Genomic DNA, 25,849 nt, shown 5'->3' with positions numbered 1-25,849 from the left:
TCGACCCACCATGTCCGAACTCCAGAACGAAGTCTCCGAGTTGGAGCGCAAGTCCGCGACCGCGGCCCGGCTCTTCGACATCCGGCGCATCATCGGCGGCCTGTTCGCGCTCTACGGCGTGATCGTCACCGTCGCCGGGATCACCGCGTCCGACGCCGACCTGAAGAAGGCCGAGGGCATCAACATCAACCTGTGGACCGGCCTGGGCATGCTCGCGCTCGGCCTGTTCTTCCTCGTCTGGCTGAAGCTGCGTCCGACAGCGCCGCCCACCCCGGACGAGAGCGCCTAGGGCACGACGAAGCCCCGCCCCGCGTGAGCGGGACGGGGCTTCGTGAAGTGGAGCGCCGGGCAGGCCTTGCACCTGCATTTCCCCACAGGAAGTGGGGCGTCTTTCCTTGGACCACCAACGCACTGCCGGGCTTCGCTAGTTGCGGCGACCGGCGCAAGATCGACTATAGCCCAGGAGCGGGGTCCGAGGGAAGTTCCGCGGCCGCCTCGCGCGGGGCGGGCACCGGACCCGCCCGGTCGAGCAGCCCCGTGCGGGCCGCGAGCGCCGCCGCCTCCAGCCGCGAGCCGACCCCCAGCTTCATCAGCACCCGCTGCACATGCGTGCGCGCGGTGCTCGGCGCGATGCCCATCCCGGCCGCGATCAGCCGCGTGTCCTCGCCCTCGGCGACCCGCACCAGGACCTCGACCTCGCGCGGCGTGAGGAGTCGCAGCAGCCGCTGCCCCTCGTCGTCGGGCTGCGCCGCCGGGTTGAGCAGCTCCCCGAACGCGCCCTGCAGCAGCGCCGGAGCCACCGCCGCCTCCCCCGACCGCGCTTTCATCAGCGCCCGCTCGACCCCTTCGATCCGCTCGTCGTGCCGTACGTAGCCGGAGGCGCCGGCCGCGAACGCCGCGGCGATGCCGCGCGGCGAGGGCACCGGGCCGAGGACCACCACGGCGACCTGCGGGCGCTCCCGCTTGATCCGCACGATCGGGTCGAAGATGCCGGGCTCGGCCGGGGTCGCGGTGCCCAGCAGGCAGACCTCGGGCGCGCGGGAGATGACCAGGTCGGCGGCGCCCGCCGCGGGCGCGGCCGCGGCCAGGACCCGGTGCCCGCGCAGCTTCAGGGCCGAGGCCAGTGCCTCGGCGAGCAGACGGTGGTCGTCGACCACCATGAGCCGCACACCCATCGAGCCAACCCCCCAGTTCGCCCCGCGCTCCGCGTCGGTCGCACGGGCCCCCACGGACGGCCGAGCCCCCCGACTCCCCGTCCCTCCCTCTTCATCTCCCGGAAGCTACACGCTTGTTCGACGTCGCGCGCCCCCTACCGGCGAGAAGCGGCCCGGAATGCTGAAATCCCGTTCTTTCAGGGGTGATGCGCGCACTCGGGCGGACTCGGGGGCAAAAGGCGGCGGCCCCGCCCCCGGGTGGGGAGCGGGGCCGCCGGCCCTGGAGCGGGATCAGCCGTTGGCGACGAAGCCGAGGGCCGTGTACTGCTTCTCGTCAGCGGAGTAGGGCTTGCTGATGAGGCCCTTGCCGAAGTACAGGCGCCCGTTGGAGTAGAGCAGTTCGCTGCTGCTGCTGCCCGGGACCATGGCGCTGATCGCGTTCTTGACCGGCTCCGTGTTCGGGGCGACCAGGAGCGTTGTCTGCTTCATCGCCTTGGGCTCGATCGTGACGACCTCGCTGCCCTTGTCGTACGGGCCACGCTTGAACGCCAGGATGTTGCCGCCGTCCATGCGCATCGGGAAGATCTCGTACTCGCCGCCGTCGGCCCGGTCGGCGGTCGTCTTGCCGGTCTTCAGGTCGTACGACACGATCTCGTTGGTCTGGCCGATGTCGCCGCCCGCGTCGTGCTGCTGGGTGGCGAGGTAGACGCGGCCGTTGCCGACGACGATCTTCTTGCAGCCGTCGATCTTGCCGACCTCGCAGTCGAAGTCGTACTTCTCGTCGTCGATGGCGATCTTCGTGATGAGCTTGCCGTTCGCGTCCATCGAGAAGATGTCGGAGACGGTGCCCGCCGAGTTGTCACCCGCGCCGACGCCGATGACGACCGGGTCGGTGGAGAGGATCTTGGCGTTGTCGACGCCGGCGGCGAGCTTGTACGACCACTTCGGCTGGCCGGACTTCGGGTCCAGGAGCTGGACCTCGTACTTCTCGTTGTCGAAGTCGCCGCACTTGCGGACCGCGACGAGCTGGGCGCCGCCCGCGTAGCCGACGTCCTCGCAGCTGCCCTGCTGCGGCTTCCACAGCGGCTTGCCGGTCTTCACGTCGAACGCGGCGCCGCCGCGCAGGCCGCCGCCGGCCGCCAGGGTGTCGCCGACGAAGGACAGCTCCTCGAACGGGACGGCCTGCTCGCCCGAGCCGATGCTCGTCGTCCAGACCTTCTCGCCGGTGTTGACGTTGAACAGCGTGACCTGGGAGCAGGTCTTGTGCATGCCGTCCTTGGGACGCTTGGCGTCCTCGGCGACGACCGCGGCGAGCGCGTCCTTGGTGACGGTCGGGGTGAACCCGCAGGTCTGGCCGGACAGCGGCAGCGTCCACTGCTCCTTGCCGGTCGCCGGGTCGTAGCCGACGATCTCGTTCACGCCGGACTTGGCGTACGTCTTGTCGGTGAGCCAGGAGCCCATGACGCTGTCGACGTTGTCCTTGGCGACCTTCGGCGCGGGCAGCTGGAAGGCGATCTGGGCCGAGGTGTTGCCCGGGACCTTCTCCTCGCCGGCACCGCCGAAGCCGCCGCCGCCACCGCCCTTGCCGGTGGTGCCCTCGCCGCCCTTCTCACCGCCGGCGGTGGTGTCGGACTTGCCGTCGTCGGAAGAGCCGGCGTACATGATGCCGCCGCCGACGATCAGGGCGATGACCACGACGGCCGCCGTGACGATCCAGACGATCGGCGAGACGGACTTGCCGCCGCCGTTGCCGCCGCCGTTCACGGGCGCCATCGGCGTGGTGGACGGCTGCGGGTAGCCGTACTGCTGCTGGCCCGGCTGGGGCTGGCCGTACGGCTGCTGCCCGTACTGCTGCTGCCCGTACGCCGGGGTCGGCGGCTGGGGCTGCTGCGGCTGGGCCGGGTAGCCGTAGCCGGGGGCGCCGCCCTGCGGCGGGGCGGCCGGCGGGGGCGGGGTCTGCGGGGCGCCCTGCGGCGCCTGCGGGTAGCCGTAGCCGGGTCCGCCCTGCGGCGGGGGCGGCGTCGGCGCGCCGAAACCGCCGGCCGGGGGCGGCGTCGGGGCCCCGAACCCGCCCGCGGGCGGGGTGGGGGGCGCGGCCGGTGCGGCCGGTGCGTCCTGGGGCTCGGGGTTCTTGCCGAGCGGCACCTGGGGCGGCTGCTGGGGGTCGTTCGGAGGCTGGGGCGGCGGCTGCGTCATGGCGTGGGTACCTCGGAATGCCTTTGCGTGAGGGGACGGTTCAGAAGTGCGCGACGTCAGTCGCCGTAGGCCAGCATGAGCTTCTGCTGGCCCTTGGCGCTGCCGGACAGGTTGGTGGCGGAGATGAAGAAGCGGCCGTCGGCGTACGCGACGTCCTTCGAGTAGAAGCCGCTCTCGATCGCGGCCGTGCCCGCCGGGTTCTGCAGCAGCGTCTTCGGCGTGTGCGATCCGTTGACCGGGATCGACAGGACGCGGCCCGCCTGACCGCCGTAGGACGCCTCCATGTACGTGACCACGCCGCCGTTGTCCACGGTGACGGGCAGCAGCGACTGGTCCTCGGGGGACTTCACGCGCCAGCGCTCCTTGCCGCTGGTCAGGCTGATCGCCACGACCTCGTTGGCCCCGCCCGCCTTGCCCTGCGTGGGCATGTAGAGGGTGCTCGCGTCGGCGACGGCGCCGGGGCAGCCGTTCAGATCGCGGTTGAGGAAGGAGAACGAGCTGCCGCAGCTGGTGTCGAGGCCGTCGACGCCGACCTCGGCCTGCACGGTCGCGCTGTTCTCCTTGAAGGAGGCGATGTTGTACTTCTTGTCGTCGTCGTTGGTGCTGTAGACGACGAGCGGGCTGACCGAGTAGACGTTCGCGATCTGCCAGTCCTTGGGGAACTTCTTCGTCCAAAGAGCCTTGCCGGTCTGCGGGTTCAGCTGGCGCAGCTCCTCGTGGGCCTTGTCGCCGCCCGCGCCGCAGGAGGCCACCGTGAGCAGCTTCTTGCTGTTGCCGGTGTAGGCCTTGGGGAAGCAGTCGTCGCCGTACTGCTCGACGGCGAACTTCCGCTTGCCGTCCTTGGCGTTCAGGGCGAGCCCGGACATCTGGCGGCCGACCATGAGCGTGTCGCCCGCGTAGTTCAGGCCGATCTCGGAGCCGGTGCCGTCGAAGAAGTCGTCGTCGTTCTCCCGCTCGGGGATCTTCGCCGCCCAGCCCTTCTCGCCGGTGGCCAGGTCGATCTCCTGCACCTGGTTGCACTTGGCGCGCGAGGACGTGCCGCTCTTGTACGCGACGACGATCTTGCCCGCGTCGGAGGGCGTCTTGGTGACCGCGCAGATCTTCTGCGGGAACGCGACCGCGGGCCAGCTGATCTTGCCGTCGTCGACGTTGTAGGCCAGGACCTCCTTGTACGCGGCCTTGACCGCGACCTTGTCGGTGATCCACATGCCGGGGGCGTCGGCGCCGTCGCCGGGCACCTTGGGGGCCGTCTTGTACCAGAGGACCTTGGCCTCGCCGTCCTGGCGGCCCTCGTTGAGGTCCTCGTCGCCGGCGTGCCCGTCGCCCTGGCCGTCGCCCGGGTTGACCGGGGCGGAGACGGAGGCCTTCGGGTCCTTGCCCTTGGCCTCGGGCTCCTTCTTGTCCGTGGTGTCGTCGTCACCGCCGACGACGGCGAACACGACGCCGCCCGCGACGACCACCAGTGCCAGCGCGGCCGCGGCGATCGCCCAGGTCTTGCCCTTGATGCCGTTGCCGCCGCCGTTCGGCGGGACCGGGGCACCGGGCTGCTGCTGGGTCGGGTAGCCGTACTGGGGCTGCTGGCCGTAGGGGCCGGACTGCTGCGCGTACGGGCCGGGCTGCTGCGGCGGCTGGCCGTACGGGCCCGGCTGCTGGGGCGGGGTGCCGTACGGGCCGGGCTGCTGCTGGGGGTAGCCGTAACCGGGCTGGGGCTGCTGCTGCGGGTAGCCGTAGCCGGGCTGCGCCGGCGGAGGCGTCTGCGGCGGACCCGCGGGCGGGGGCGGTGTCTGCCCCTGCGGATCCTGCGGTGCTCCGAAGCCGCCCGCGGGCGGCTGGTTGGGCGGCTGAGTCATCAGCGCTCCCCCCGTTTCTGCTGATGTACTGGCACGCCTGGCTGGTTTTCCCGGACGTTCAGGTCGGTCGCGGGGTGCCCGCGGGCCCCCCTCAGCCGCCCTTTCTATCACTCGGGGCGCCCCGCACAGGGGCCGGTCGCTCGCCTGTTCCCAAGGGAGCACCGGCCCGTGATGTGTCCGTTACGCGGCTTCGCCCGTTCTTCCCAGACCTTCAGAATTCCTCCTGAACGTCTTCACGCGTCCTCGGCGAGTTCCAGCCAGCGCATCTCCAACTCGTCCTTCTCATCGGACAGCGCGCGCAGCTCGGCGTCGAGTTCGGCGACCTTCGCGAAGTCCGTCGCGTTCGCGGCGATCTGCTCGTGCAGCTTGGCCTCCTTGCCGGAGAGCTTGTCGAGCTGCCGTTCGATCTTCTGGAGCTCCTTCTTGGCGGCGCGGGCGTCCGCGGCCGAGGGCGCCTTCGTGGCCGCGTCCTGGGCGGGGGCGGCGGCCGCCGGGGCCGGGGTCGCGGCCTCGATCATCCGCCGGCGGCGCTCCAGGTACTCGTCGATGCCGCGCGGCAGCATCCGCAGCGCGCCGTCACCGAGCAGCGCGAACGTGTTGTCCGTCGTGCGCTCGATGAAGAACCGGTCGTGGGAGATCACGATCATCGAGCCGGGCCAGCCGTCGAGGAGGTCCTCCAGCTGGGTCAGGGTCTCGATGTCCAGGTCGTTCGTCGGCTCGTCGAGGAACAGGACGTTCGGCTCGTCCATCAGCAGGCGCAGCAGCTGGAGCCGGCGGCGCTCACCACCGGACAGGTCGCCGACGGGCGTCCACTGCTTCTCCTTGCCGAAGCCGAACTGCTCGCACAGCTGGCCGGCCGTCATCTCGCGGCCCTTGCCGAGGTCCACGCGGTCGCGGATCTGCTGCACGGCCTCCAGGACGCGGAGCGTGCCGGGCAGCTCGGTCACGTCCTGGGACAGGTAGGCGAGCCGCACGGTCTTGCCGACGACGATCTTCCCGGCGGCGGGCTGGACGTCGCCCTGGCTGCCGGCGGCCTCCGCGAGGGCGCGCAGCAGGGAGGTCTTGCCCGCGCCGTTCACCCCGACCAGGCCGATGCGGTCGCCCGGGCCGAGCTGCCAGGTCAGGTGCTTGAGCAGGGTCTTCGGGCCGGCCTGCACGGTGACGTCTTCCAGGTCGAAGACGGTCTTGCCGAGCCGGGCGTTCGCGAACTTCATCAGCTCGCTCTTGTCGCGGGGCTCGGGCACGTCGGCGATCAGCTCGTTGGCCGCCTCGACGCGGAAGCGGGGCTTGGACGTGCGGGCCGGGGCGCCGCGGCGCAGCCAGGCCAGCTCCTTGCGGACCAGGTTCTGCCGCTTCGCCTCCTCGGTCGCGGCGATCCGCTCGCGCTCCGCGCGGGCGAACACGTAGTCCGAGTAGCCGCCCTCGTACTCGTAGACGTCGCCGCGCTGCACGTCCCACATGCGGGTGCAGACCTGGTCCAGGAACCAGCGGTCGTGGGTGACGCAGACGAGGGCGGAGCGGCGGGCGCGCAGGTGGGCGGCCAGCCAGGAGATGCCCTCGACGTCCAGGTGGTTGGTCGGCTCGTCGAGCACGATCAGGTCCTGCTCGGCGATGAGCAGCTTGGCGAGCGCGATGCGGCGGCGCTCGCCGCCGGAGAGCGGGCCGATGACCGTGTCCAGGCCCTGCGGGAAGCCGGGCAGGTCCAGGCCGCCGAACAGGCCGGTCAGCACGTCGCGGATCTTGGCGCTGCCCGCCCACTCGTGGTCGGCGAGGTCACCGATCACCTCGTGGCGGACCGTCGCCTCGGGGTCGAGGGAGTCGTGCTGGGTGAGCACGCCGAGGTGGAGGCCGCCGCTGTGCGTGACGCGTCCGGTGTCGGCCTCCTCCAGCTTGGCGAGCATCCGGATCAGGGTGGTCTTGCCGTCGCCGTTCCGCCCCACGACGCCGATCCGGTCGCCTTCCTGCACGCCGAGGGAGACGCCATCGAGGAGGGCACGGGTGCCGTAGACCTTCGAGACGTTCTCGACGTTGACCAGATTGACTGCCATTGCGCTCCGCTCCTTGGGCCGACCATCCAGCGTAGTCGGGGTCGGGGGTGCGTTTTCGCCGTGGGCGGTGCGGGCTGTCTCACGACTGCGGCCGGTGGGGCTTCTCGCGCAGTTCCCCGCGCCCCTGAAATGCATGCCCTTCGGGCGCATTTCCCCGATCAGGGTGCGGGGCGCCATTCATCTGGGAAAGGCGCGGCGAAGCCGCAGCCTTTCAGGGGCGCGGGGAACTGCGCGACCAGCCACGACGGACTCGCACACGCCGACGTACCAACGGAGTGACCTCGCGGGGGCGTACCAGGCGGCCCGGGCCGCCGAGGTTCGGCGGCGGGAGGGGGTGGCCGCGCAGGGCCATGGCCGTGTGCAGGCCCACCAGGGCCGCCGCTCCCAGAGGGACGGCGGCCCGGCGCAGGCGGCGACGGCTACGGCGGGGACGGGTTCGCGTCATGCCGGTAGCGTCCCGCGCCGGCGATCAGCCCGGCAGGGGTGACGTACTCAACCGGAGATGAGTACGGCGCCCTGTGCCGGGGAGCAGGCCACCCGGGCCGCGCGGCACGTGCCGGACGCGACGAGCGCCGAGGCGACCGCGCGTGCCGCCGCCTCGTCCGCAGCGAGGAACGCCGTCGTCGGCCCCGACCCGGACACGAGCGCGGCCAGGGCTCCCGCCCCGCGCCCCGCGTCGAGCGTGGACTTCAGGCTCGGGAAGAGGGACAGCGCGGCGGGCTGGAGGTCGTTGGTGACGGAGGCGGCGAGCGCCGCGACGTCACCGGTACGCAGCGCGTCGAGCAGCGCGGGCGACGCGACGGGGGCGGGCGCGTCCGGGCTGAGCCGGTCGAACTCCCGGTACACGGCCGGCGTCGACAGCCCTCCGTCCGCGACGGCGAACACCCACCAGAACTCCCCGCCCACGTCGAGCGGTTCGAGCCGCTCACCGCGCCCGGTGCCGAGCGCCGCCCCGCCCACGAGGCTGAACGGCACGTCGCTGCCCAGCTCGGCGCAGATGTCGAGGAGTTCGGCGCGGGAGGCGTTCGTGCCCCACAGGGCGTCGCAGGCCACCAGCGCACCGGCCGCGTCGGCGGAGCCGCCCGCCATGCCGCCCGCGACGGGGATGTCCTTGGCGATGTGGATACGGACCTTCGGGTCGCCGAGCCCGTGCCGCTCGGCGAGCGCGAGGGCGGCGCGGGCGGCGAGATTCGTACGGTCCAGCGGGACCTGGTCGGAGCCCGGGCCGGTGCAGGTCAGGGAGAAGGCGTCCGTCTCGGTGACGGTGACCTCGTCGTAGAGGCCGACGGCCAGGAAGACGTTGGCGAGGTCGTGGAAGCCGTCGGGGCGGGCCGGACCCACCGCGAGCTGGACGTTGACCTTGGCCGGGACGCGGACGGTCACCGAGGTGGTCACTGCGCGGCCCCCTTGGCCTCCGCGATCCGGGCGAACTCCTCTACGGTCAGCGCCTCGCCCCGCGCCTGCGGCGAGACGCCGGCGGCGACGAGGGCGGCCTCGGCGGCGGCCGCGGAACCGGCCCAGCCGGAGAGCGCGGCGCGCAGCGTCTTGCGGCGCTGGGCGAACGCGGCGTCGACGACCGCGAAGACCTCTTCCTTCGTCGCCGAGGTCGCGATCGGCTCGGTGCGCCGGACCAGGGAGACGAGGCCGCTGTCCACGTTGGGCGCGGGCCAGAACACGTTGCGGCCGATGGCGCCGGCCCGCTTGACCTCCGCGTACCAGTTGGCCTTCACGGAGGGGACGCCGTAGACGCGGTTGCCGGGCTTGGCGGCGAGGCGGTCGGCGACCTCGGCCTGGACCATGACGAGGGTGCGCTCGATGCTCGGGAAGGTCGCGAGCATGTGCAGCAGGACCGGTACGGCGACGTTGTACGGGAGGTTCGCGACCAGCGCGGTCGGAGGCGGGCCGGGGAGCGCGGTGACCTGCATCGCGTCCATGTTGACCAGGTCGAAGACGTCCTTCTTGGCCGGGATGCGGGCGGCGACGGTCGCGGGCAGCGCGGCGGCGAGGACGTCGTCGATCTCCACGGCCGTGACGTGGCGGGCGGTCTCCAGGAGCGCGAGGGTGAGCGAGCCCAGGCCGGGGCCGACCTCGACCACGACGTCGTCCTCGGTGACCTCCGCGGTGCGGACGATGCGGCGGACCGTGTTGGCGTCGATCACGAAGTTCTGACCGCGCTGCTTGGTGGGCCGGACGCCGAGGGCCGCCGCCAGCTCGCGGATGTCTGCGGCGCCGAAAAGGGGGCCTTGAGGCTCAGTGCTGCTCACCGTTCAAGGGTAGCCGCGCCCGGCCTCCGGCCCACCCGCCCTCACGTCGAGCCCCGCCCGGCCCCTCCCGGGGGGCCCACCCGACCCCTCCCGGGGGCCCGCCCGACCCGTCCCGGGACCACGCCCGGCACCTCCCGGAGGCACGCCCGACCCGTCCCGGGACCACGCCCGGCACCTCCCGGAGGCACGCCCGACCCGTCCCGGGACCACGCCCGGCCCGTCCCGGGGGCACGCCCGACCCGTCGCGGGATCGCGCCTGGCCCCGCACGCGCCCGCACTTCGGCCCCTGGCCCGCCCCCTGCTCCCACCCACCCGCCCCCTCCGGGGGCGTCGGCCCGGCGCCGAGCAGACTGCCCCTGGGACGCACGAAGTGCGCCCTTCAGGGGCGCGGGGAACTGCGCGAGCAACCACGACGGCGCAGCAGTCGGCGACATGCGTCAGCCCCTACGGCGGCGCCGCCGCAGCCGAGGCCGACCCGATCACGCACCCTGGCGCCAGGGTGCCGCCCCAGGCGGCAGACTGCCCGAACCCAGAAGGGACGTGCCCGAGGCCGGGCGTCGGGCCGAACGCCCCTGGCGGGGCCGAGGCCCGGCGGGGGACTGCCCAACGTCAGGGCGACCGAACGCGCACCCAGCAATGGAGCGCTGACCCAAGTCGGGGCCGACCGAAGCGCACCCCAAGGCTGGGGTTCTGCCCGAGGCGGGGCGACTGGATGCGCGTCCAGGGCTGAAGTACTGCCCAAGGCCGGGCGCCGGGCCGACGCCCCCGGAGGGGGCGGGTGGGTGGGCGCGGGGCCGGGGCCATGGGCGCCTGGTGATGCAGGGGCCATGGGTCCGGGGCCCCGGACGAACGCGGGCCCGGGGGGCAGGGGCCCGGACGAACGCGGGCCCCGAGGGCAGAGGCCCGGACGGGCGCGGGCCCCGAGGGCAGGGGCCCGGACGGGCGCGGGCCCCGGGGGGCAGGCCCCGGACGGGCGCGGGCCCCGAGGGCAGGGGCCCGGACGGGCGCGGGCCCCGGGGGGCAGGCCCCGGACGGGCGCGGGCCCCGAGGGCAGAGGCCCGGACGGGCGCGGGCCCCGGGGGGCAGGCCCCGGACGGGCGCGGGCCCCGAGGGGCAGGGGCCCCAGGAGCCCGGAGGCGCCGGGATGGAAGGGTGCGGACGGTCGTGGGGCCCGGGGGGACCCGGGGGACCCGGGGGACCCGGGGGACCCGGGGGACCCGGGGGACCCGGGGGACCCGGGGGACCCGGGGGACCCGGGGACCCGGGGACCCGGGGACCCGGGGGACCCGGGGGACCCGGGGACCCGGGGACCCGGGGGACCCGGGGACCCGGGGACCCGGGGGACCCGGGGGTGAGCATCACCCCCGGGCGGGGCCCCGCCCCATAGGCGCCGGCGGTCATGGGCAGCAGGTTCACCCCGGAGGGGCCCGACCCAGGGTCAGAGGCGGGCGCCGCAGTGGGGCCAGGGGGTGGCACCCCGGCGGGCGTAGAGCTTCTTCGCGCGGTAGGTCTGCTCGGCGGCGGACGCGTCCTGGGGGCGCCCCGAGCCGCCGAGGCTCTGCCAGGTGCGGGTGTCGAACTGGTAGAGCCCCCCGTAGGTGCCGCTGGGGTCGGTCGCTCCGGGCCGCCCCCCGGACTCGCACTGGGCCAGCGCCCCCCAGTTCAGCCCGGAGCCGGACCCGGACCCGGTCTCCTCCGCGGGCCGCGGCTTCGTGCCGACCCGCACGAGTTGGGCCCGCGGCGCCCGGATCAGCTCGTCGGCGATCCGGCGCGGCTTCTGCCGCACCCCGTTGACGGTGCGCAGCGCGTACGTGACCCGGCGCAGCCCGGTCTCGCCGGCCCGGGTGACGACCTCCGTGCCTTCGAAGAGACTGTCGTCGCGGGTGCGCTCGGTCTCGTAGGGGACGGGTTCCTCGCGGACCTCCTTGCGGCCGGTCACCCGCATCACGGTGATCGTCTGTCCGTCGCGCGGGAAGCTGTCACGGGCGACGGACAGGGTGTCCTGGCCGCGCAGGGTGATCCCGGCCTCGTCGACGGCCTCGCCGACGGTCGCCGCGTTGGTGCGCAGGGTGCGGCGCTGCCCGTCGGCCATGATCGTGACGCTGCGCTCGGTGCGGACGGCGAGTTCGAGTCCGTGCCGCCCGATGGCCCGGGAGCGGGACGTGGACACGTAGGCCCCCTCGGCCCGTACCCCGATCTGGTCGAGGGCCCCGGCGACGGTGCGGGCGGTCGTCCACACCTCGCGGCGCTGTCCGTCGAGGGTGAGCCGCACGGGCCGCCCGTAGCGGACGGCGACCTCGTCCCCGTCGGCGAGCGCGGTGCCGGGGGCCGGGGCGACGAGGTCGTGGTCGCCGACGTCGACGCCCTCGTCGGCGAGCAGCTCGGTGACGTCGTCGGCGAAGGTGTGCAGGGTGCGTTCCTTGCCGTCGATGCTGAGGTGGACGGCCTTGTCGTTGGCGACGAACGCGGAGGTGCCGCCGGCGAGGAACGCGACGACGAGGGCCTGGGGGACCAGCCGGCGCAGGGTGTCGGGGCGCGGGTCTCTCTTCTTGCGGCGCGCGGCGCGGCGGGCACCCGGCGTCGCCTGACGGGGCGGGGTCGCCTGGCGGGGCAGGGCGGTCTCGGTGCGGGCGGTGGCGGTCGCGTACGCCTGGGCTTCGACGCGCCCGACCGGCTCAAAGGGCCCGACGGACTCGACGGGCTCGGACCAGGGGGCGTCGAGTGCGACGACGGTCGGCTCGTATCCCCAGGAGCCGTGCGCGTCCCCGGCTCCACCGGGACCGTACGGATCCTCGTACGGCTCGTACGGCGCTTTGCTCACGACGACGCTCCAGGCGCTCCAGGGGTCCGCCCCCGGGGTGGGGGCGGGTCGGGCGAGCAGAACCTAGCGGAGCGGTCGTCACTCTCCAAAGCGACGCGACTACGTGGTGTCGCGATCACCGGCGCGGGGCCGGTGCCGGTTTCAGTAGTCGAAGGCGCGGGCCGTGTTGGCGGAGACCGAGGTCGAGAGGGCTTCCTCGGTGACGCCCTTGACGGCCGCCATGGCGCGCAGCGTGACCGGAATCAGGTACGGGGCGTTAGGCCGACCGCGGTACGGCGCCGGGGTCAGGAACGGGGCGTCGGTCTCCACCAGGATCAGTTCCATGGGGGCGACTTCGAGGGCGTCGCGCAGCGGCTGGGCGTTCTTGAAGGTGACGTTGCCCGCGAAGGACATGAAGTAGCCGTGCTCGGCGCAGATCCGGGCCATGTCGGCGTCGCCGGAGTAGCAGTGGAAGACGGTGCGCTCGGGGGCGCCCTCCTCCTTGAGGACCCGCAGCACGTCCTCGTGGGCCTCCCGGTCGTGGATGACGAGGGCCTTGCCGTGCCGCTTGGCGATCTCGATGTGGGCGCGGAAGGACTTCTCCTGGGCCGCCTTGCCCTCGGGGCCGGTGCGGAAGTAGTCGAGGCCGGTCTCGCCGACGCCCTTGACGTGGGGCAGCGCGGCGAGCCGGTCGATCTCGGCGAGCGCCGCGTCGAGCCCGGCGTCGCCGAGCGGCTCGCGCGCGCCCTGCCGGGACCAGCCGTCGGGGTCGCCGTGCACGATGCGCGGCGCCTCGTTGGGGTGCAGGGCGACGGCCGCGTGGACCGCGGCGTGCGCGGCGGCGGTGTCGGCGGCCCACTGCGAGCCCTTGAGGTCGCAGCCCACCTGCACGACGGTCGTCACGCCCACCGACGCCGCCTTGGCGAGGGCCTCCTCGACCGTGCCCGCCTGCATGTCCAGGTGGGTGTGCGAGTCGGCGACCGGCACGTCCAGCGGCGCGGGCGGCGGGGGCGGGGTGGCGTCCTTGGCGTTGGGGCTCATGCCCCGATCCTACGAACCGGCCCTCCGGTCCGACGAACCGATTCCTGTCCCGCGAAGCCGCACCGATTCCGGCCCGGCCGCGGTCCGACCGGCCGAGTGCGGCCCCGCCCCGGCCTACGAACCGGGCTCGTCCGTCTCGGCCGCGTCCTTCTTGTGGTGGTGGCTGAAGGGGTGGAGCAGGTCCGACAGGTGCCAGTGGTGCTCGTGCGGCTTCCGGGCCTCCGCGGCCGCGGGCTCGGGCGCCTCGACGGGCCCCGCGGGCGGCGTGCGGTGCTGCGGGTTCTTGGGGTTCTGCATGATGTCGAGGACGGAGGAGACCCGGCCGGCCCGCATGATCCGTACGACGTGTCCGCCGCAGTTCAGGCAGGTGGGGCGGGTGAGCGGCGACGGGACCCGCTCGCCGTTCGCCACGTACATCACGAACTCCGCCCCGTCCCCGTCGACGTGGTGCTCGATCTCGTAGGACTGCTCCCATCCGTGCCCGCAGCGCATGCAGGCGAAGGAGTACGACTCGTGGGCGATCGAGGTCGCCGCGCTGCGGTTGGGGATCGGGGGCGTCTCGGCACCGGTGGTCGTCCTGGAGACTGCGAACTCGCTCATGCCAGCTCCTCTTGTCCGCTGGACAAGCGCTGCCCTCGGGCAGCGTGGGGACGGGTGCGTCCCCTTCGACCAGTGGACGCCTCCGGCGGGCCGGACGCAAAGCACCTGCCGACTGTTGGAGCCGATTTGGCTCTTCCCTGCCGAAAGGGCGCCGCACCCGGTCTTCGCTTTGCTTTTCAGGTTAGTCCTTTACGCGCTTATGGGGCGGTTCGATCCGCATTCTTTGCCGCGACGACGGCATCGAAGACTTCCCGCTTGGGCAGACCCGCCTCCGCGGCGACGGCGGCGATGGCCTCCTTGCGCCGCTCCCCCGCCTCCTCCCGCACCCGGACCCTGCGCACCAGCTCAGCGGGGGTGACGTCGTCCGCGGACTTCTCCGGGGCGCCCTCCACGACGACGGTGATCTCGCCGCGGACACCCTCGGCGGCCCACGCGGCGAGTTCCTTGAGCGGGCCCCGCTTGATCTCCTCGTAGGTCTTGGTCAGCTCGCGGCACACGGCGGCCCGGCGGTCGGCGCCGAACGCCTCGGCCATCGCCGCGAGGGTGTCGTCGAGGCGGTGCGGGGCCTCGAAGTACACGAGGGTGCGGCGCTCGTCGGCGACCTCCTTGAGCCGGCCCATCCGCTCGCCCGCCTTGCGCGGCAGGAACCCCTCGAAGCAGAACCGGTCGACGGGCAGCCCGGACAGCGCGAGCGCGGTGAGCACGGCCGAGGGGCCCGGTACGGCGGTGACGCGGATGTCGCGCTCGACGGCGGCGGCCACCAGCCGGTACCCGGGGTCCGACACGGACGGCATCCCGGCGTCGGTCACGAGCAGCACCCGCGCCCCGCCGGCCAGCGCCTCCACCAGCTCGGGGGTGCGGGCCGACTCGTTGCCCTCGAAGTAGGACACGACGCGCCCGCCGACGGTCACCCCGAGCGCCTGCGCGAGCCGCTTCATGCGCCGCGTGTCCTCGGCCGCGACGACGTCGGCGACGGCCAGCTCCTGCGCGAGCCTCGGCGGCGCGTCCGAAATGGCCCCGATGGGGGTTCCTGCGAGTACCAGCGTTCCGGTCGAATCTGCGGTTCCTGTCACTGTTCCAGTCTCGCAGGGGTCACAGACGGGATTCGCACAGTCGGGTTCCCTACGATGGCGCGGTGACCCATACCGCGTCGTCGTCCCACCCGACCGAGACCCCGTCGCGCGCCGCTGCCCGGCAGGACCCCGCCGAGGCGGAGCGGCCGTCGTCGTGGCTGCGCGGCCTGCGCCGGTTCGGGTACGCGGGGCGGGACGGCGGGGGCGGTGTCCTCGAGCGGCTCGTGCCGTCGTTCCCCGCGCCGACCTCGCGCCTGTGGCCGACGGGCGGGCTCGGCCGGTTCTCCGGCTGGGCCGGGCCGCTGCTGGTCACGCTGCTCGCGGGGCTGCTGCGCTTCTGGCACCTGGGCAGCCCGAAGGCGGTGATATTCGACGAGACGTACTACGCGAAGGACGCGTGGGCGATCATCCACCGCGGCTTCGAGGTCAACTGGGCGAAGAACGCCAACGACCTGATCCTCCAGAGGAACGGCGACGTGCCGATCCCGCACGACGCCTCGTACGTCGTGCATCCGCCGGTCGGCAAGTACGTCATCGGGATCGGCGAGTGGCTGTTCGGGTTCGACCCCTTCGGCTGGCGGTTCATGACGGCGCTGCTCGGCACGCTGTGCGTGCTGATGGTGTGCCGGATCGGGCGGCGGATCTTCCGCTCGACGTTCCTGGGCTGCCTGGCCGGTCTGCTGCTCGCGGTGGACGGGCTGGCGTTCGTGATGAGCCGGACCGCGCTGCTCGACTCGGTGCTCGTGTTCTTCGTGCTGGCGGCGTTCGGCTGCCTGGTCGTGGACCGGGACCGCAGCCGGGAGCGGCTCGCGGCGGCGCTGCCGGTCGACGAGAACGGGCTGGTGCGGCCCGACGCGCACATCGCGGAGACGTTCCGGTTCGGGTGGCGGCCGTGGCGGCTGCTCGCGGGCCTGTGCCTGGGCCTGGCGGCGGCGACGAAGTGGAACGGCTTCGTGTACGTGGCCGCGTTCGCCCTGATGACGGTCCTGTGGGACGTGGGCGCGCGCCGGGTGGCCGGGGCGCGGCACCCCTGGATGGCGACCTACCAGTGGGACCTGGGCTGGGCGTTCCTGTCGACGGTGCCGGTCGCGATCGGCACGTACGTGCTGTCCTGGCTGGGCTGGATCCTCTCGCCGGACGACGGCACGGGCGGCTATCTGCGCAACTGGGCGGTGACCGCGGGCAAGGGCGGCCACTTCACGTGGCTGCCGGACTGGGTGCGCAGCCTGTGGCACTACGAGCACGAGGTGTGGGAGTTCAACACGCATCTGACCTCGGCGCACACGTACCAGTCGAACCCGTGGAGCTGGATCGTCGACGGCCGTCCCGTCTCCTACTTCTACGAGTCGCCGTCGCCCGGCACCGACGGCTGCCCGGCGGACGCGGCCGACAAGTGCGCCCGCGAGGTCCTGGCGCTCGGCACCCCGCTGCTGTGGTGGGCGGCCGCCGTCGCGCTCCTGTTCGTGCTGTGGCGCTGGTTCTTCCGGCGTGACTGGCGGGCGGGCGCGATCCTGTGCGGGGTCGCGGCCGGCTATCTGCCCTGGTTCCAGTACCAGGAGCGGACGATCTTCTACTTCTACGCGGTCGTCTTCGCGCCGTTCCTGTGTCTGGCGGTGGCGATGATGCTCGGCGCGATCATCGGGAAACCGGGCTCGTCGGAACGGCGCCGGATGGCCGGTGCGGCGGGCGCGGGCGTCCTGGTCCTGCTGATCGTGTGGAACTTCATCTACTTCTGGCCGATCTACACGGGCACCGCGATCCCGATCGACTCGTGGCGCTCTCGGATGTGGCTCGACACCTGGGTCTGAGCCCGGGCCCCGATACCTGGGTCTGGGCCCGTTTCGGCCGTTTTCTCGATCTCTCTTCGGATACTTTCGGACACCATCCACCTAACTCCCCGTCGCCGGGGCCTCACGCGTGTCTACAGTCCCAGCGTCAACCTGGGGAGGGGACGCACATGCGCAAGGGGGCCAAGGTCGCGATCGTCGGCGGGGTGTTCACCGTCATGGTGGGCGGAGCCGGGTACGGGGCCTACAACATCGTCACGGCCGTCACGGGGAACGGCGGCTCGTCCGCGGCGGGGCCGGAGGCCCACCGCACGGGGCCGCCGACGGCCGACGAGGTCGAGGAGACGTCGCGGAAGTTCCTCGCGGCGTGGGGGAAGAACGACGCGGACGGCGCCGCCGGGTTCACCAACTTCGCGGAGAACGCGCGGGAGGCGCTGCGCGGCTGGCACGAGGACGCGCACATCACGCACACCGCGCTGAAGGCCGGCAAACCGTCCGGGGCGCGCGTCCCGTTCTCGGTGAATGCCACCGTGGAGTTCGACGGCAAGAAGAAGACCCTGTCCTACGACTCCTCGCTCACCGTCGTGCGCGGCGAGACCACCGGGCGGGCCCTGGTGAAGTGGAGCCCGTCCGTGCTCCACCCGGACCTGCGGGAGGGCGACACCCTGCTCACCGGCGAGTCCGCGGCGCCGCCCATCGAGGCCGTGGACCGCGACGGCGTCGTCCTGACCGCGAAGAAGTACCCCTCGCTCGGCCCGGTCCTGGACCAGCTGCGCTCCCGGTACGGCGACAAGGCGGGCGGCACCCCCGGCGTCGAGACGTACGTCCAGCACGCGAACGCCGACGGCACCGAGACCGCCAAGACGCTGCTCACCCTCACCAAGGGCCGGCCGGGCAAGCTGCACACGACCCTCAGCGCGAACGCGCAGGCGGCCGCCGAGGGCGCCGTCGCGCGGTACGCGAAGTCGTCGGTGGTCGCCGTGAAGGCGTCGACCGGTGAGGTGCTGGCGGTGGCCAACGCGTCGGAGCGCGAGTTCAACGCGGCGTTCAACGGCCGTGTGGCGCCCGGTTCGACGCTGAAGATCCTCACCGCGGCGGCGCTCATCGACCACGGCGTCACGACGGAGACCGGCCCGGCGCCGTGCCCCGACTCGGCGGTCGCGATGAGCCAGACCTTCCACAACCTCAAGGGCATGGCCCCGAACGAGGGCGCCACCCTGGCCAACAGCTTCGCCCGCTCCTGCAACACGGCCTTCATCAAGTACTCGGACGATCTCGGCGCGCAGAACTTCGCGGACGAGGCGACGCAGCGGTTCGGGCTCGGCAAGGACTGGAAGACGGGGATCGTCTCGTTCGACGGCTCGGTGCCGGCGGCGGGCGGGCCGGACGCGGCGGCCGGGATGATCGGCCAGGGCCAGGTGCAGATGAACCCGCTGAACCTGGCCTCGGTGACGTCGACCGCGATCACCGGCTCCTTCCACCAGCCGGTCCTCGTCGCCCCGGGCCTCGACGACCGCCAAGTGGCGACGGCGCAGGGACTGCCGTCCGCGACGGTGTCCCAGCTGCGCCGCATGATGAACCTCGCGGCGACCGCCCCCTACGGCACGGCGACACAGGTCATGGCGGGTCTGGGTCCGAACATCGGGGCGAAGACGGGCTCCGCGGAGGTCGACGGCCAGGGCAGGTCCAACTCCTGGTTCACGGGGTACCGCGGTGACGTGGCGGCCTCGGCGATGGTCCTGAGCGGCGGCCACGGAGGCGACGCGGCGGGCCCGATCGTGGCGGCCGTACTGAGAAGCGCCCCGTGAACGAGCGCCCCCGAAGGGGCGCGGGGCCGTGTCGCTCTGCGGCTCCGCCGCGTGGGCGCGAGCAACCACGACGAAACCGAAGTCGCACCACCACCGTTCAGTCCTACGGCGAAGAGGCGCACCCGGCTCCCCGCACCGATTCCAGCCCCCTAATCTGAACAGCAGCCAAACCACCGGAGGGAACACGTGGGCACCAGAGGCAAGCGGCGCGAGCCCTCGCGCCGGAACACCAACGCCCTGGTGCTCGGCGCGGCCGCGGCCGTCGTGGCCGCCGGCGCGGGGATCGGCGCGTACGTGTTCGCGGACGGTGACAGCGAGGCCGCCGCCGACAGCAAGCCCCTGATCAGGACGGGCCCGCCCACCTCCGCGGAGACCCGGGCCGCGGCCGAGCGCTTCCTGTCCGCGTGGGAGAAGGGCGACACGGCCCGCGCCGCCGCGGCCACGGACGACGCCCCCGCCGCGGGGACCGCCCTGTCCGCGCTGGCGAAGGACGCCCACTTCAGCGAGCTGAAGCTGACCCCGGGCACCCGCAAGGGCGCCACCGTTCCCTTCCACGTCACCTCGAAGGTCACGTACGAGAAGACGAGCAAGCCGTTCGCGTACGACTCGAAGCTGTCCGTCGTACGGGACAAGAAGACCGGGAAGGTGTCCGTCGACTGGGCTCCGTCGGTCGTGCACCCGGATCTGCGGGACGGGGACCGGCTGGTGACGGGCGAGGCGGGCGATCCGCCGGTCAAGGCGCTGGACCGGGACGGCGGCGAGCTCAGCGTGAAGAAGTACGCCTCGCTCGGCACGGTCGTGGACGGGCTGCGCGAGAAGTACGGGAAGAAGGCCGGCGGCACCGCGGGCATCGAACTCCGCGTCGTGCGCAAGGACTCGGGGAAGAAGTCGGCGACGACGGCCAGGACGCAGGACGGGAACGCGCTGCCCGACAAGACGCTGCTCACCCTCTCCGAGGGCACCCCGGGCACGGTGAGGACGACGCTGAGTCCGTCGTTGCAGGCCGAGGCGGAGAAGCAGGTCGCCTCGCGCGAGAAGGCCTCGGTCGTGGTCGTGCGGCCGTCGACCGGTGAGATCCTCGCGGTGGCGAACTCCAGCCCCGGGTTCAACACGGCGTTCCAGGGCTCGCTCGCGCCCGGCTCCACGATGAAGATCATCACTTCGTCGATGCTGCTGGAGAAGAACCTGGCGGGCGTCGACAAGAAGCACCCGTGCCCGAAGTACTTCACGTACGGGCACTGGAAGTTCCAGAACGACGACAAGTTCCAGATCAAGAACGGGACGTTCAAGGCGAGCTTCGCCGCGTCCTGCAACACCGCGTTCATCAGCCAGGCCCCCGAGCTGGAGGACAACTCGCTGACGCTGCAGGCGCAGCAGGTGTTCGGGCTGGGGATGAACAACTGGTCGATCGGGGTGTCCAGCTTCGACGGCGCGGTGCCGGTGCAGTCGCAGGCGCAGATGGGCGCCTCGCTGATCGGGCAGGGCGGGGTGCGGATGAACCCGCTGAACATGGCCTCGGTCGCGGCGACCGTGAAGTCCGGCACCTTCCACCAGCCGTACCTCGTCTCCCCTGACTTCGACCACCGCACGCTGGCGAAGGCGTCGCGCACGATGTCCGCGAAGACGGTCGGCGATCTGCGCGAGCTGATGCACTACACGGCGGTCGCGGGTACGGCGGTCAAGCCGATGTCGGGGCTCGGCGCGGACATGGGCGCCAAGACGGGTTCGGCGGAGGTCGACGGGCAGAAGAAGCCCAACGGCTGGTTCACGGCCTGGCGCGGGGACCTCGCGGCGGCCGCGGTCGTGCAGCAGGGCGGCCACGGCGGCGACTCGGCCGGTCCGGTCGTCCGCGAGATGCTGCTGGCCGGCGACTGAACGGCACCCTGACTCACGTCCCGATACCCGGTCGCATGGGCGGTACACGGACCGTTAGCGTGCCGTCCATGACGTCAACAGAGAGCAGTGCCGGAGCCGCGTCGGGAGCCGAGGCGGGCGCCGCGCACCCGCGCTTCGCCGAGGCCGTGACCGGGATGGGTCTCGCCGGACTCCTGCCGCGCGTACGGCGGTTCCCGGACGCGACCCGCACCGCGCAGGAGGCGGCCGCGGCGATCGGCTGCGAGCTCAGCCAGATCTGCAAGTCGCTGATCTTCGCCGCCGACGGCGTGCCGGTGCTCGTGCTGATGGACGGCTCCTCGCGGGTCGACCTGGAGCGGGTGCGGCAGGCGCTGGGCGCCGGGAAGGTGACGCGGGCGAAGGCGGACGTGGTGCGCGAGACGACCGGTTACGCGATCGGCGGCGTCCCGCCCTTCGGGCACCGTACGCGCACCCGGGTGCTCGCCGACCGCTCGCTGCTCGCGCACGACGAGGTGTGGGCCGCGGCCGGCACCCCGTACGCGGTGTTCCCGATGGGACCGAAGGAGCTGGTCGAGCACGCCGGGGCGACGCTCGTGGACGTGCGGGAGTGACGCCGCTCGTCACCGCGGCGGTGCTGCTCGCCGCGGTCACCCACGCGTCGTGGAACGCGCTGGCCCACCACATCACCGACAAGCTCGTCGGGTTCACGCTGATCGCCGGCGGCGGGGTGCTGATCGGGCTCGTGCTCGCGCTGTTCGCACCGGTCCCGGCCGCGGGCGCCTGGCCGTACCTGGTCGCCTCCGCGCTCCTCCACGTCGGCTACATGTGCCTCCTGATGACCTCGTTCCGGCTCGGCGACTTCGGCCAGGCCTACCCGATCGCGCGCGGCACGGCGCCGCTCCTGGTGACGGTCCTCGCGGCGGTGTTCGCCGGTGAGGTGCCGGGCGGCTGGCAGGCGGCCGGGGTCGCGGTGTCCTGCGCGGGACTGACGGGCCTCGCCCTGTGGGGGCTGCGCGGGACGGGACGCCGGCCGGACTGGACGGCGCTCGGCGCTGCCCTCGCGACCGGTGCCTCGATCGCCGCCTACACGGTGGTGGACGGGCTCGGGGTGCGCGCCTCGGGGTCCTCGCTCGGCTACATCGCCTGGCTGATGATCCTGGAGGGCCTCGCGATCCCGCTCTGGGCGGCGTACCGGTGGCGGGGTGAATTCGTGGCCACGCTGCGGCCGTTCGCGCTGCGCGGGCTGTTCGGCGCCGCGCTGTCCGTGGCCGCGTACGGGCTGGTGCTGTGGGCGCAGACACGGGCGGAGCTCGCCCCGATCTCCGCGCTGCGCGAGTCGTCCATCATCGTGGGCGCGGCGATCGGGGCGGTGTTCTTCAAGGAGCGGTTCGGGATGCCGCGGATCATGGCGGCGGGCGTGATGGTGGCGGGCATCGGGCTGATGCTGCACGCCGGTTGACGCGACGTCAGCCCGCGGCGATCTCGCCGGCGCCGCGCTCCACGCACAGTTCGTTGCCCTCGGGGTCGTGCAGGGTCACCCAGCCCCGGCCGTCGGGGCGGCGGTGGTCGCCCGCGATCTTCGCGCCGAGCCCGAGCAGCCGCTCGACCTCCTCGTCGCGGGTGCGGTCCTGGGGCTGGAGGTCGAGGTGCACCCGGTTCTTGACAGTCTTGGCGTCCTCGACGCGGACGAAGAGGAGCGCCGCGTTCGCGCTGGTGACGAGGGCCTCGGGGTCTCCGGGGGCGTCCTCGTCGGAGACCTTGCCGTCGAGGACGGCGGCCCAGAACCCGGCCAGGGTGTAGGGGTCGGCGCAGTCGAAGGTGATGTGGCGCACGAGAGAAGACATGGGCTCAGCCGACCATGCGGGGTGGTCGGCGTCCAGCCCTTTTCCCCCGGCAAAGGCACCCCGCACCTTGATCGGGGAAATGCGCCCGTAGGGCATGCATTTCAGGGGCGCGGGGAACTGCGCGACCAGCCACGAACCACCCGCACCCGGCGAACACACAGGGCCATCCCCCACCCGCCCCTCAGGGCCGCCCCAGGGGACAACCAGGGTTCCTCCGGAGGGAGTTGAGGACCGGCCCCGGCCAGCATGAGAGGCATGACATCACCCCGAACCGCATTCATCCTGGGCCCCACCCTCTTCGCCGCCTACGGAGTACTCCGCGCCGTCGACGGCCTCGACGGCGAGCGCGGTCCGGGGCTCGCCTGGACCGCCGGACATCTGTGCTTCGTCGTCGCCCTCGCCTTCTTCGTCAGAGGATTCGCGGAACTACGGGCCCGAGCGGGACGCCGGGACCGCGTGGCGACCGTGGGCCTGTGGACCGGGATCGCCGGCGCGGCAGCGCTCACCGTGCAGTTCGGCGTCGACATCGTGACCGGCCTGATGGCCGCCGACCACGCCGAGATGGCGCGGCTCAGCGACAACTTCGGTTCGCTGCCCGGCGTGGAGGCGGCCTTCTACGCGTTCGGGCCGATGCTGTTCTTCGTCGGCCAGATCGTGCTCACGCTGCGCCTGTTCGCGCTGCGCGGGCTGCCGCTGTGGTCGCCGTGCCTGGTGTTCGCCACGACGCTGATGCCGTTCGCGAGCAAGGACCTGATGCCGGTGGCCGCCGTCCTGCTGCTGCTCGCCTACGCGCCGCTGTGGCGGCCCAGCGCCTCGCGCACCGCCCTGACCAGCGCCTGAGCGCGGGGGTCGGCGGTGACGCCCTTCTGCAGGCCGTTCGTGACGTAGCCGAAGGCGAGGCCGGACTCCGGGTCGGCGAAGCCGAGGGCGCCGCCGCGGCCGGGGTGGCCGAAGGAGCCGGGGGCGAGGAGCGGGGATGCGGCGCCGTGCAGCATGTAGCCGAGGCCGAAGCGGGACGGGGCGATCAGGACCCGGTCCGGTCCGGCCGAGGCCTCCGTGCGGGCGAGCCGTACGGTCTCCGGGGTGAACAGGCGGCGTCCGCCGTCGACTTCACCGATGAGCGAGGCGTAGAAGCGGGCGAGTCCGTCGGCGGTGCCGATGCCGTTGGAGGCGGGGAGTTCGGCGGCGCGGTAGGCCGGGTCGTTCTCGTCCGGGGTCGGCGCGATGGAGTCGAAGGCGCGGCGGGTCTGCGAGGCGGGGTCCGCGTACGCCTCCACGAGGGCGCGCTTGGGGCGGGAGCGCGGGGAGCCGGGGACGACCGGGGCCTCGACGGGGCCGACTCGCCCGGCCCGGTGCGCCTGCTCGGCGGGCAGTCCGATCCACAGGTCGGCGCCCACGGGCGCGGCGATCTCGTCGGCGACGAACGCGCCGATGGACCGTCCGGTGACCCGGCGCACGAGTTCGCCGGTGAGCCAGCTGTAGGTCTGGGCGTGGTAGCCGTGGTCGGTGCCGGGCGCCCAGGCGGGGGCCTGTGCGGCGACGGCGGCGGCGCCGAGGTCGGGGTCGGCGGCCTCGGCCGGGGTGAGCGAGCGGTCCAGGGACGGGACTCCGGCCCGGTGCGCGAGCACGTCCCGCACCCGGGCGTCCTCCTTGCCCGCGGCCTTGAACTCGGGCCAGTACGCCCCGACGGGCGCGTCGAGGTCCAGCTCCCCGCGCTGGTGGAGCAGCAGCAGCGCGGCGGCGGCGACGCCCTTGGTGGCGGACCGCATGATCTGCGCGGTGCCCGGCTCCCAGGGGGCCTCGCCGTCGACGTCCCGGGTTCCGGCGTACAGGTCGACGACCTTGCGCCCGTTCTCGTAGAGGGCGAAGGCCGCGCCGCGCTCACCGCGGCCCGTGAAGTTCTCGGCGAAGGCCCGCTCGACGCCTTCGAAACGGGGGTCCGTCGTGCCGTTCACTGCTATGTCCACAGGCTGTGCAACAGGGGGCCGGGGCGATTGATTCCGGCGGGCCTCAGCCCGGGAGGCCGGGGGCGCCCGCGACCGACCGGGGGTCGAAGCCGAAGGGGAGTTCCAGGCGGTGGGTGCGCATCAGGGTCTCGTCGGTGAGGAGGTCCGCGGTCGGGCCGTCGGCGGCGATGACGCCCTCGCTGAGGATCAGGGAGCGCGGGCAGAGTTCCAGGGCGTACGGCAGGTCGTGGGTGACCATCAGGACCGTGACGTCCAGGGAGCGCAGGATGTCGGCGAGTTCGCGGCGGGAGGCCGGGTCGAGGTTGGAGGACGGTTCGTCGAGGACGAGGATCTCCGGCTCCATCGCGAGGACGGTGGCGACGGCGACGCGGCGGCGCTGGCCGAAGGAGAGGTGGTGCGGCGGGCGGTCCGCGTACTCCTCCATGCCGACGAGCGAGAGCGCCTTGTGGACCCGGCTCTCCAGCTCGGCGCCCTTCAGGCCGGCCGCGGCCGGGCCGAAGGCGACGTCCTCGCGGACCGTCGGCATGAACAGCTGGTCGTCGGGGTCCTGGAAGACGATGCCGACCTTGCGGCGGATCTCCGCCATGTTCTTCTTCGACACGGGCAGGCCGGCGACGGTCACCGTGCCCGCGCCGCCGGTCAGGATGCCGTTGAGGTGCAGGACGAGGGTCGTCTTGCCGGCGCCGTTCGGGCCGAGCAGGGCGACGCGCTCGCCGCGCCCGATGGTGAGGTCGACGCCGAAGAGGGCCTGGTGGCCGTCGGGGTAGGCGAAGGCGAGGCCGGAGACCTCCAGAGAAGCGGTCACAGGGTCCATCCCAACAGGCATACGACGAGGGCGGCGAGGGGCAGCGTCAGCGCGGAGGTCCACTGGGCGCGGGAGGCGGTCACGTCGTCGATCACCGGCATCGTGCCCGCGTAGCCGCGGCTGACCATGGCGAGGTGGACGCGTTCGCCGCGCTCGTAGGAGCGGATGAAGAGGGCGCCGGCGGACTTGGCGAGGACGCCCCAGTGGCGCACGCCTGAGGCCTCGAAGCCTCGGGACTCGCGGGCGATCCGCATGCGCCGCATCTCGTCCGTGATCACGTCCCCGTAGCGGATCATGAACGAGGCGATCTGGACGAGCAGCGGCGGCAGCTTGAGGCGCTGGAGTCCGAGGAGCAGTTCGCGCAGTTCGGTCGTGGAGGCGAGCAGCACCGAGGCGGCGACACCGAGGGTGCCCTTGGCCAGCACGTTCCACGCCCCCCACAGGCCGGACTCGCTGAGCGACAGGCCGAGGACCTGCACGCGTTCACCCTCGGCGACGAACGGCATGAGCACCGCGAACGCGACGAACGGGATCTCGATGAGGAGCCGCTTGAGCAGGTAGCCGGCCGGAACGCGGGCCGCGTACGCGACGCAGCCGAGCAGCACCGCGTACAGGCCGAAGGCCCACATGGCCTCGCGCGGTGTGGAGACCACGACGATCACGAAGCAGAAGACGGCGGCGAGCTTGGTGTGCGGGGGCAGCGCGTGCACCGGTGAGTCTCCGGCGCGGTAGAGGCGGTGGGCGTGACCGGCACCCAT

Annotated in this window: 21 protein-coding genes; 7 read left to right on the top strand and 14 right to left on the bottom strand. The window is 73.0% G+C overall.

What is annotated here, in order from left to right; genetic code table 11:
* The first annotated feature begins 10 nt into the window (after positions 1–10).
* Positions 11–289, top strand: a complete 279-nt coding sequence (locus IAG42_RS20600) for a hypothetical protein (RefSeq protein WP_188338438.1) — start codon at positions 11–13, stop codon at positions 287–289.
* Between the two features lie 163 nt (positions 290–452).
* Here the strand turns inward: IAG42_RS20600 and IAG42_RS20595 are convergent, their stop codons facing one another.
* From IAG42_RS20595 to rsmI, 10 genes are all read right to left on the bottom strand, one after another.
* Positions 453–1,175 (bottom strand): helix-turn-helix transcriptional regulator, encoded by a 723-nt coding sequence (locus IAG42_RS20595; protein ID WP_188338437.1) that lies wholly within the window; start codon positions 1,173–1,175, stop codon positions 453–455.
* 270 nt (positions 1,176–1,445) lie between these two features.
* Complete coding sequence (locus IAG42_RS20590) at positions 1,446–3,350, bottom strand: outer membrane protein assembly factor BamB family protein (protein WP_188338436.1); 1,905 nt, start codon at positions 3,348–3,350, stop codon at positions 1,446–1,448.
* A 56-nt stretch (positions 3,351–3,406) separates the two neighbouring features.
* Positions 3,407–5,200 (bottom strand): outer membrane protein assembly factor BamB family protein, encoded by a 1,794-nt coding sequence (locus IAG42_RS20585; protein ID WP_188338435.1) that lies wholly within the window; start codon positions 5,198–5,200, stop codon positions 3,407–3,409.
* Positions 5,201–5,433: 233 nt separating this feature from the next.
* A complete protein-coding gene (locus IAG42_RS20580; protein WP_188338434.1) occupies positions 5,434–7,248 on the bottom strand; it encodes an ABC-F family ATP-binding cassette domain-containing protein in 1,815 nt (604 codons plus the stop codon).
* 492 nt (positions 7,249–7,740) lie between these two features.
* On the bottom strand, positions 7,741–8,643 hold the full coding sequence (locus IAG42_RS20575; protein ID WP_188338433.1) for a 4-(cytidine 5'-diphospho)-2-C-methyl-D-erythritol kinase: 903 nt from the start codon (positions 8,641–8,643) through the stop codon (positions 7,741–7,743).
* On the bottom strand, positions 8,640–9,512 hold the full coding sequence (rsmA, locus tag IAG42_RS20570; RefSeq protein WP_188338432.1) for a 16S rRNA (adenine(1518)-N(6)/adenine(1519)-N(6))-dimethyltransferase RsmA: 873 nt from the start codon (positions 9,510–9,512) through the stop codon (positions 8,640–8,642). The genes IAG42_RS20575 and rsmA overlap by 4 nt, the downstream gene beginning before the upstream one ends.
* A 1,438-nt stretch (positions 9,513–10,950) precedes the next feature.
* Positions 10,951–12,333, bottom strand: coding sequence for a resuscitation-promoting factor (locus tag IAG42_RS20565; RefSeq protein WP_188338431.1), 1,383 nt, complete (start codon positions 12,331–12,333; stop codon positions 10,951–10,953).
* 141 nt (positions 12,334–12,474) lie between these two features.
* Positions 12,475–13,353 carry a TatD family hydrolase gene (locus IAG42_RS20560; RefSeq protein WP_188338430.1) on the bottom strand — a complete coding sequence of 293 codons (879 nt, stop codon included), beginning with the start codon at positions 13,351–13,353 and terminating at the stop codon, positions 12,475–12,477.
* 114 nt (positions 13,354–13,467) lie between these two features.
* Positions 13,468–13,953: a hypothetical protein gene (locus IAG42_RS20555; protein WP_188338429.1), complete on the bottom strand. Its 486-nt coding sequence runs from the start codon at positions 13,951–13,953 to the stop codon at positions 13,468–13,470.
* A 197-nt stretch (positions 13,954–14,150) separates the two neighbouring features.
* Positions 14,151–15,026 carry a 16S rRNA (cytidine(1402)-2'-O)-methyltransferase gene (rsmI, locus tag IAG42_RS20550; RefSeq protein WP_188338428.1) on the bottom strand — a complete coding sequence of 292 codons (876 nt, stop codon included), beginning with the start codon at positions 15,024–15,026 and terminating at the stop codon, positions 14,151–14,153.
* A gap of 62 nt (positions 15,027–15,088) precedes the next feature.
* Here rsmI and IAG42_RS20545 point away from each other — a divergent pair, with 62 nt between their 5' ends.
* The 5 genes from IAG42_RS20545 to IAG42_RS20525 all read left to right on the top strand — a co-directional run bounded on the left by IAG42_RS20545 (position 15,089) and on the right by IAG42_RS20525 (position 21,934).
* On the top strand, positions 15,089–16,834 hold the full coding sequence (locus IAG42_RS20545) for a dolichyl-phosphate-mannose--protein mannosyltransferase (RefSeq protein WP_188338427.1): 1,746 nt from the start codon (positions 15,089–15,091) through the stop codon (positions 16,832–16,834).
* A 149-nt stretch (positions 16,835–16,983) separates the two neighbouring features.
* Positions 16,984–18,621 (top strand): penicillin-binding transpeptidase domain-containing protein, encoded by a 1,638-nt coding sequence (locus tag IAG42_RS20540; protein ID WP_188338426.1) that lies wholly within the window; start codon positions 16,984–16,986, stop codon positions 18,619–18,621.
* Between the two features lie 186 nt (positions 18,622–18,807).
* Entirely contained in the window at positions 18,808–20,496 is a 1,689-nt protein-coding gene (locus IAG42_RS20535; protein WP_223206099.1) for a penicillin-binding transpeptidase domain-containing protein, read from the top strand.
* 68 nt (positions 20,497–20,564) lie between these two features.
* Positions 20,565–21,086: a YbaK/EbsC family protein gene (locus IAG42_RS20530; RefSeq protein ID WP_188338425.1), complete on the top strand. Its 522-nt coding sequence runs from the start codon at positions 20,565–20,567 to the stop codon at positions 21,084–21,086.
* The gene (locus IAG42_RS20525; protein ID WP_188338424.1) at positions 21,083–21,934 is read left to right on the top strand and encodes a DMT family transporter; all 852 of its coding nucleotides are present in this window, start codon (positions 21,083–21,085) and stop codon (positions 21,932–21,934) included. Before IAG42_RS20530 ends, IAG42_RS20525 begins: the two co-directional genes overlap by 4 nt.
* A 7-nt stretch (positions 21,935–21,941) precedes the next feature.
* Here the strand turns inward: IAG42_RS20525 and IAG42_RS20520 are convergent, their stop codons facing one another.
* The gene (locus IAG42_RS20520; protein WP_188338423.1) at positions 21,942–22,319 is read right to left on the bottom strand and encodes a VOC family protein; all 378 of its coding nucleotides are present in this window, start codon (positions 22,317–22,319) and stop codon (positions 21,942–21,944) included.
* A 255-nt stretch (positions 22,320–22,574) separates the two neighbouring features.
* Here IAG42_RS20520 and IAG42_RS20515 point away from each other — a divergent pair, with 255 nt between their 5' ends.
* Positions 22,575–23,159: a hypothetical protein gene (locus IAG42_RS20515; protein ID WP_188338422.1), complete on the top strand. Its 585-nt coding sequence runs from the start codon at positions 22,575–22,577 to the stop codon at positions 23,157–23,159.
* Here IAG42_RS20515 and IAG42_RS20510 read toward each other — a convergent pair.
* From IAG42_RS20510 to cbiQ, 3 genes are read right to left on the bottom strand one after another with little or no spacing between them, the layout of a single operon-like run.
* Positions 23,105–24,280 (bottom strand): serine hydrolase domain-containing protein, encoded by a 1,176-nt coding sequence (locus IAG42_RS20510; RefSeq protein ID WP_188341507.1) that lies wholly within the window; start codon positions 24,278–24,280, stop codon positions 23,105–23,107. The two genes, IAG42_RS20515 and IAG42_RS20510, sit on opposite strands and share 55 nt — an antisense overlap.
* Positions 24,281–24,329: 49 nt before the next feature.
* Positions 24,330–25,100, bottom strand: coding sequence for an energy-coupling factor ABC transporter ATP-binding protein (locus IAG42_RS20505; RefSeq protein WP_188338421.1), 771 nt, complete (start codon positions 25,098–25,100; stop codon positions 24,330–24,332).
* Positions 25,088–25,849 carry a cobalt ECF transporter T component CbiQ gene (cbiQ, locus tag IAG42_RS20500; protein WP_188338420.1) on the bottom strand — a complete coding sequence of 254 codons (762 nt, stop codon included), beginning with the start codon at positions 25,847–25,849 and terminating at the stop codon, positions 25,088–25,090. The genes IAG42_RS20505 and cbiQ overlap by 13 nt, the downstream gene beginning before the upstream one ends.

The organism is Streptomyces xanthii, from assembly GCF_014621695.1.
Lineage (GTDB): Bacteria > Actinomycetota > Actinomycetes > Streptomycetales > Streptomycetaceae > Streptomyces > Streptomyces xanthii.
This window is presented reverse-complemented; position numbering and strand designations above follow the sequence as displayed.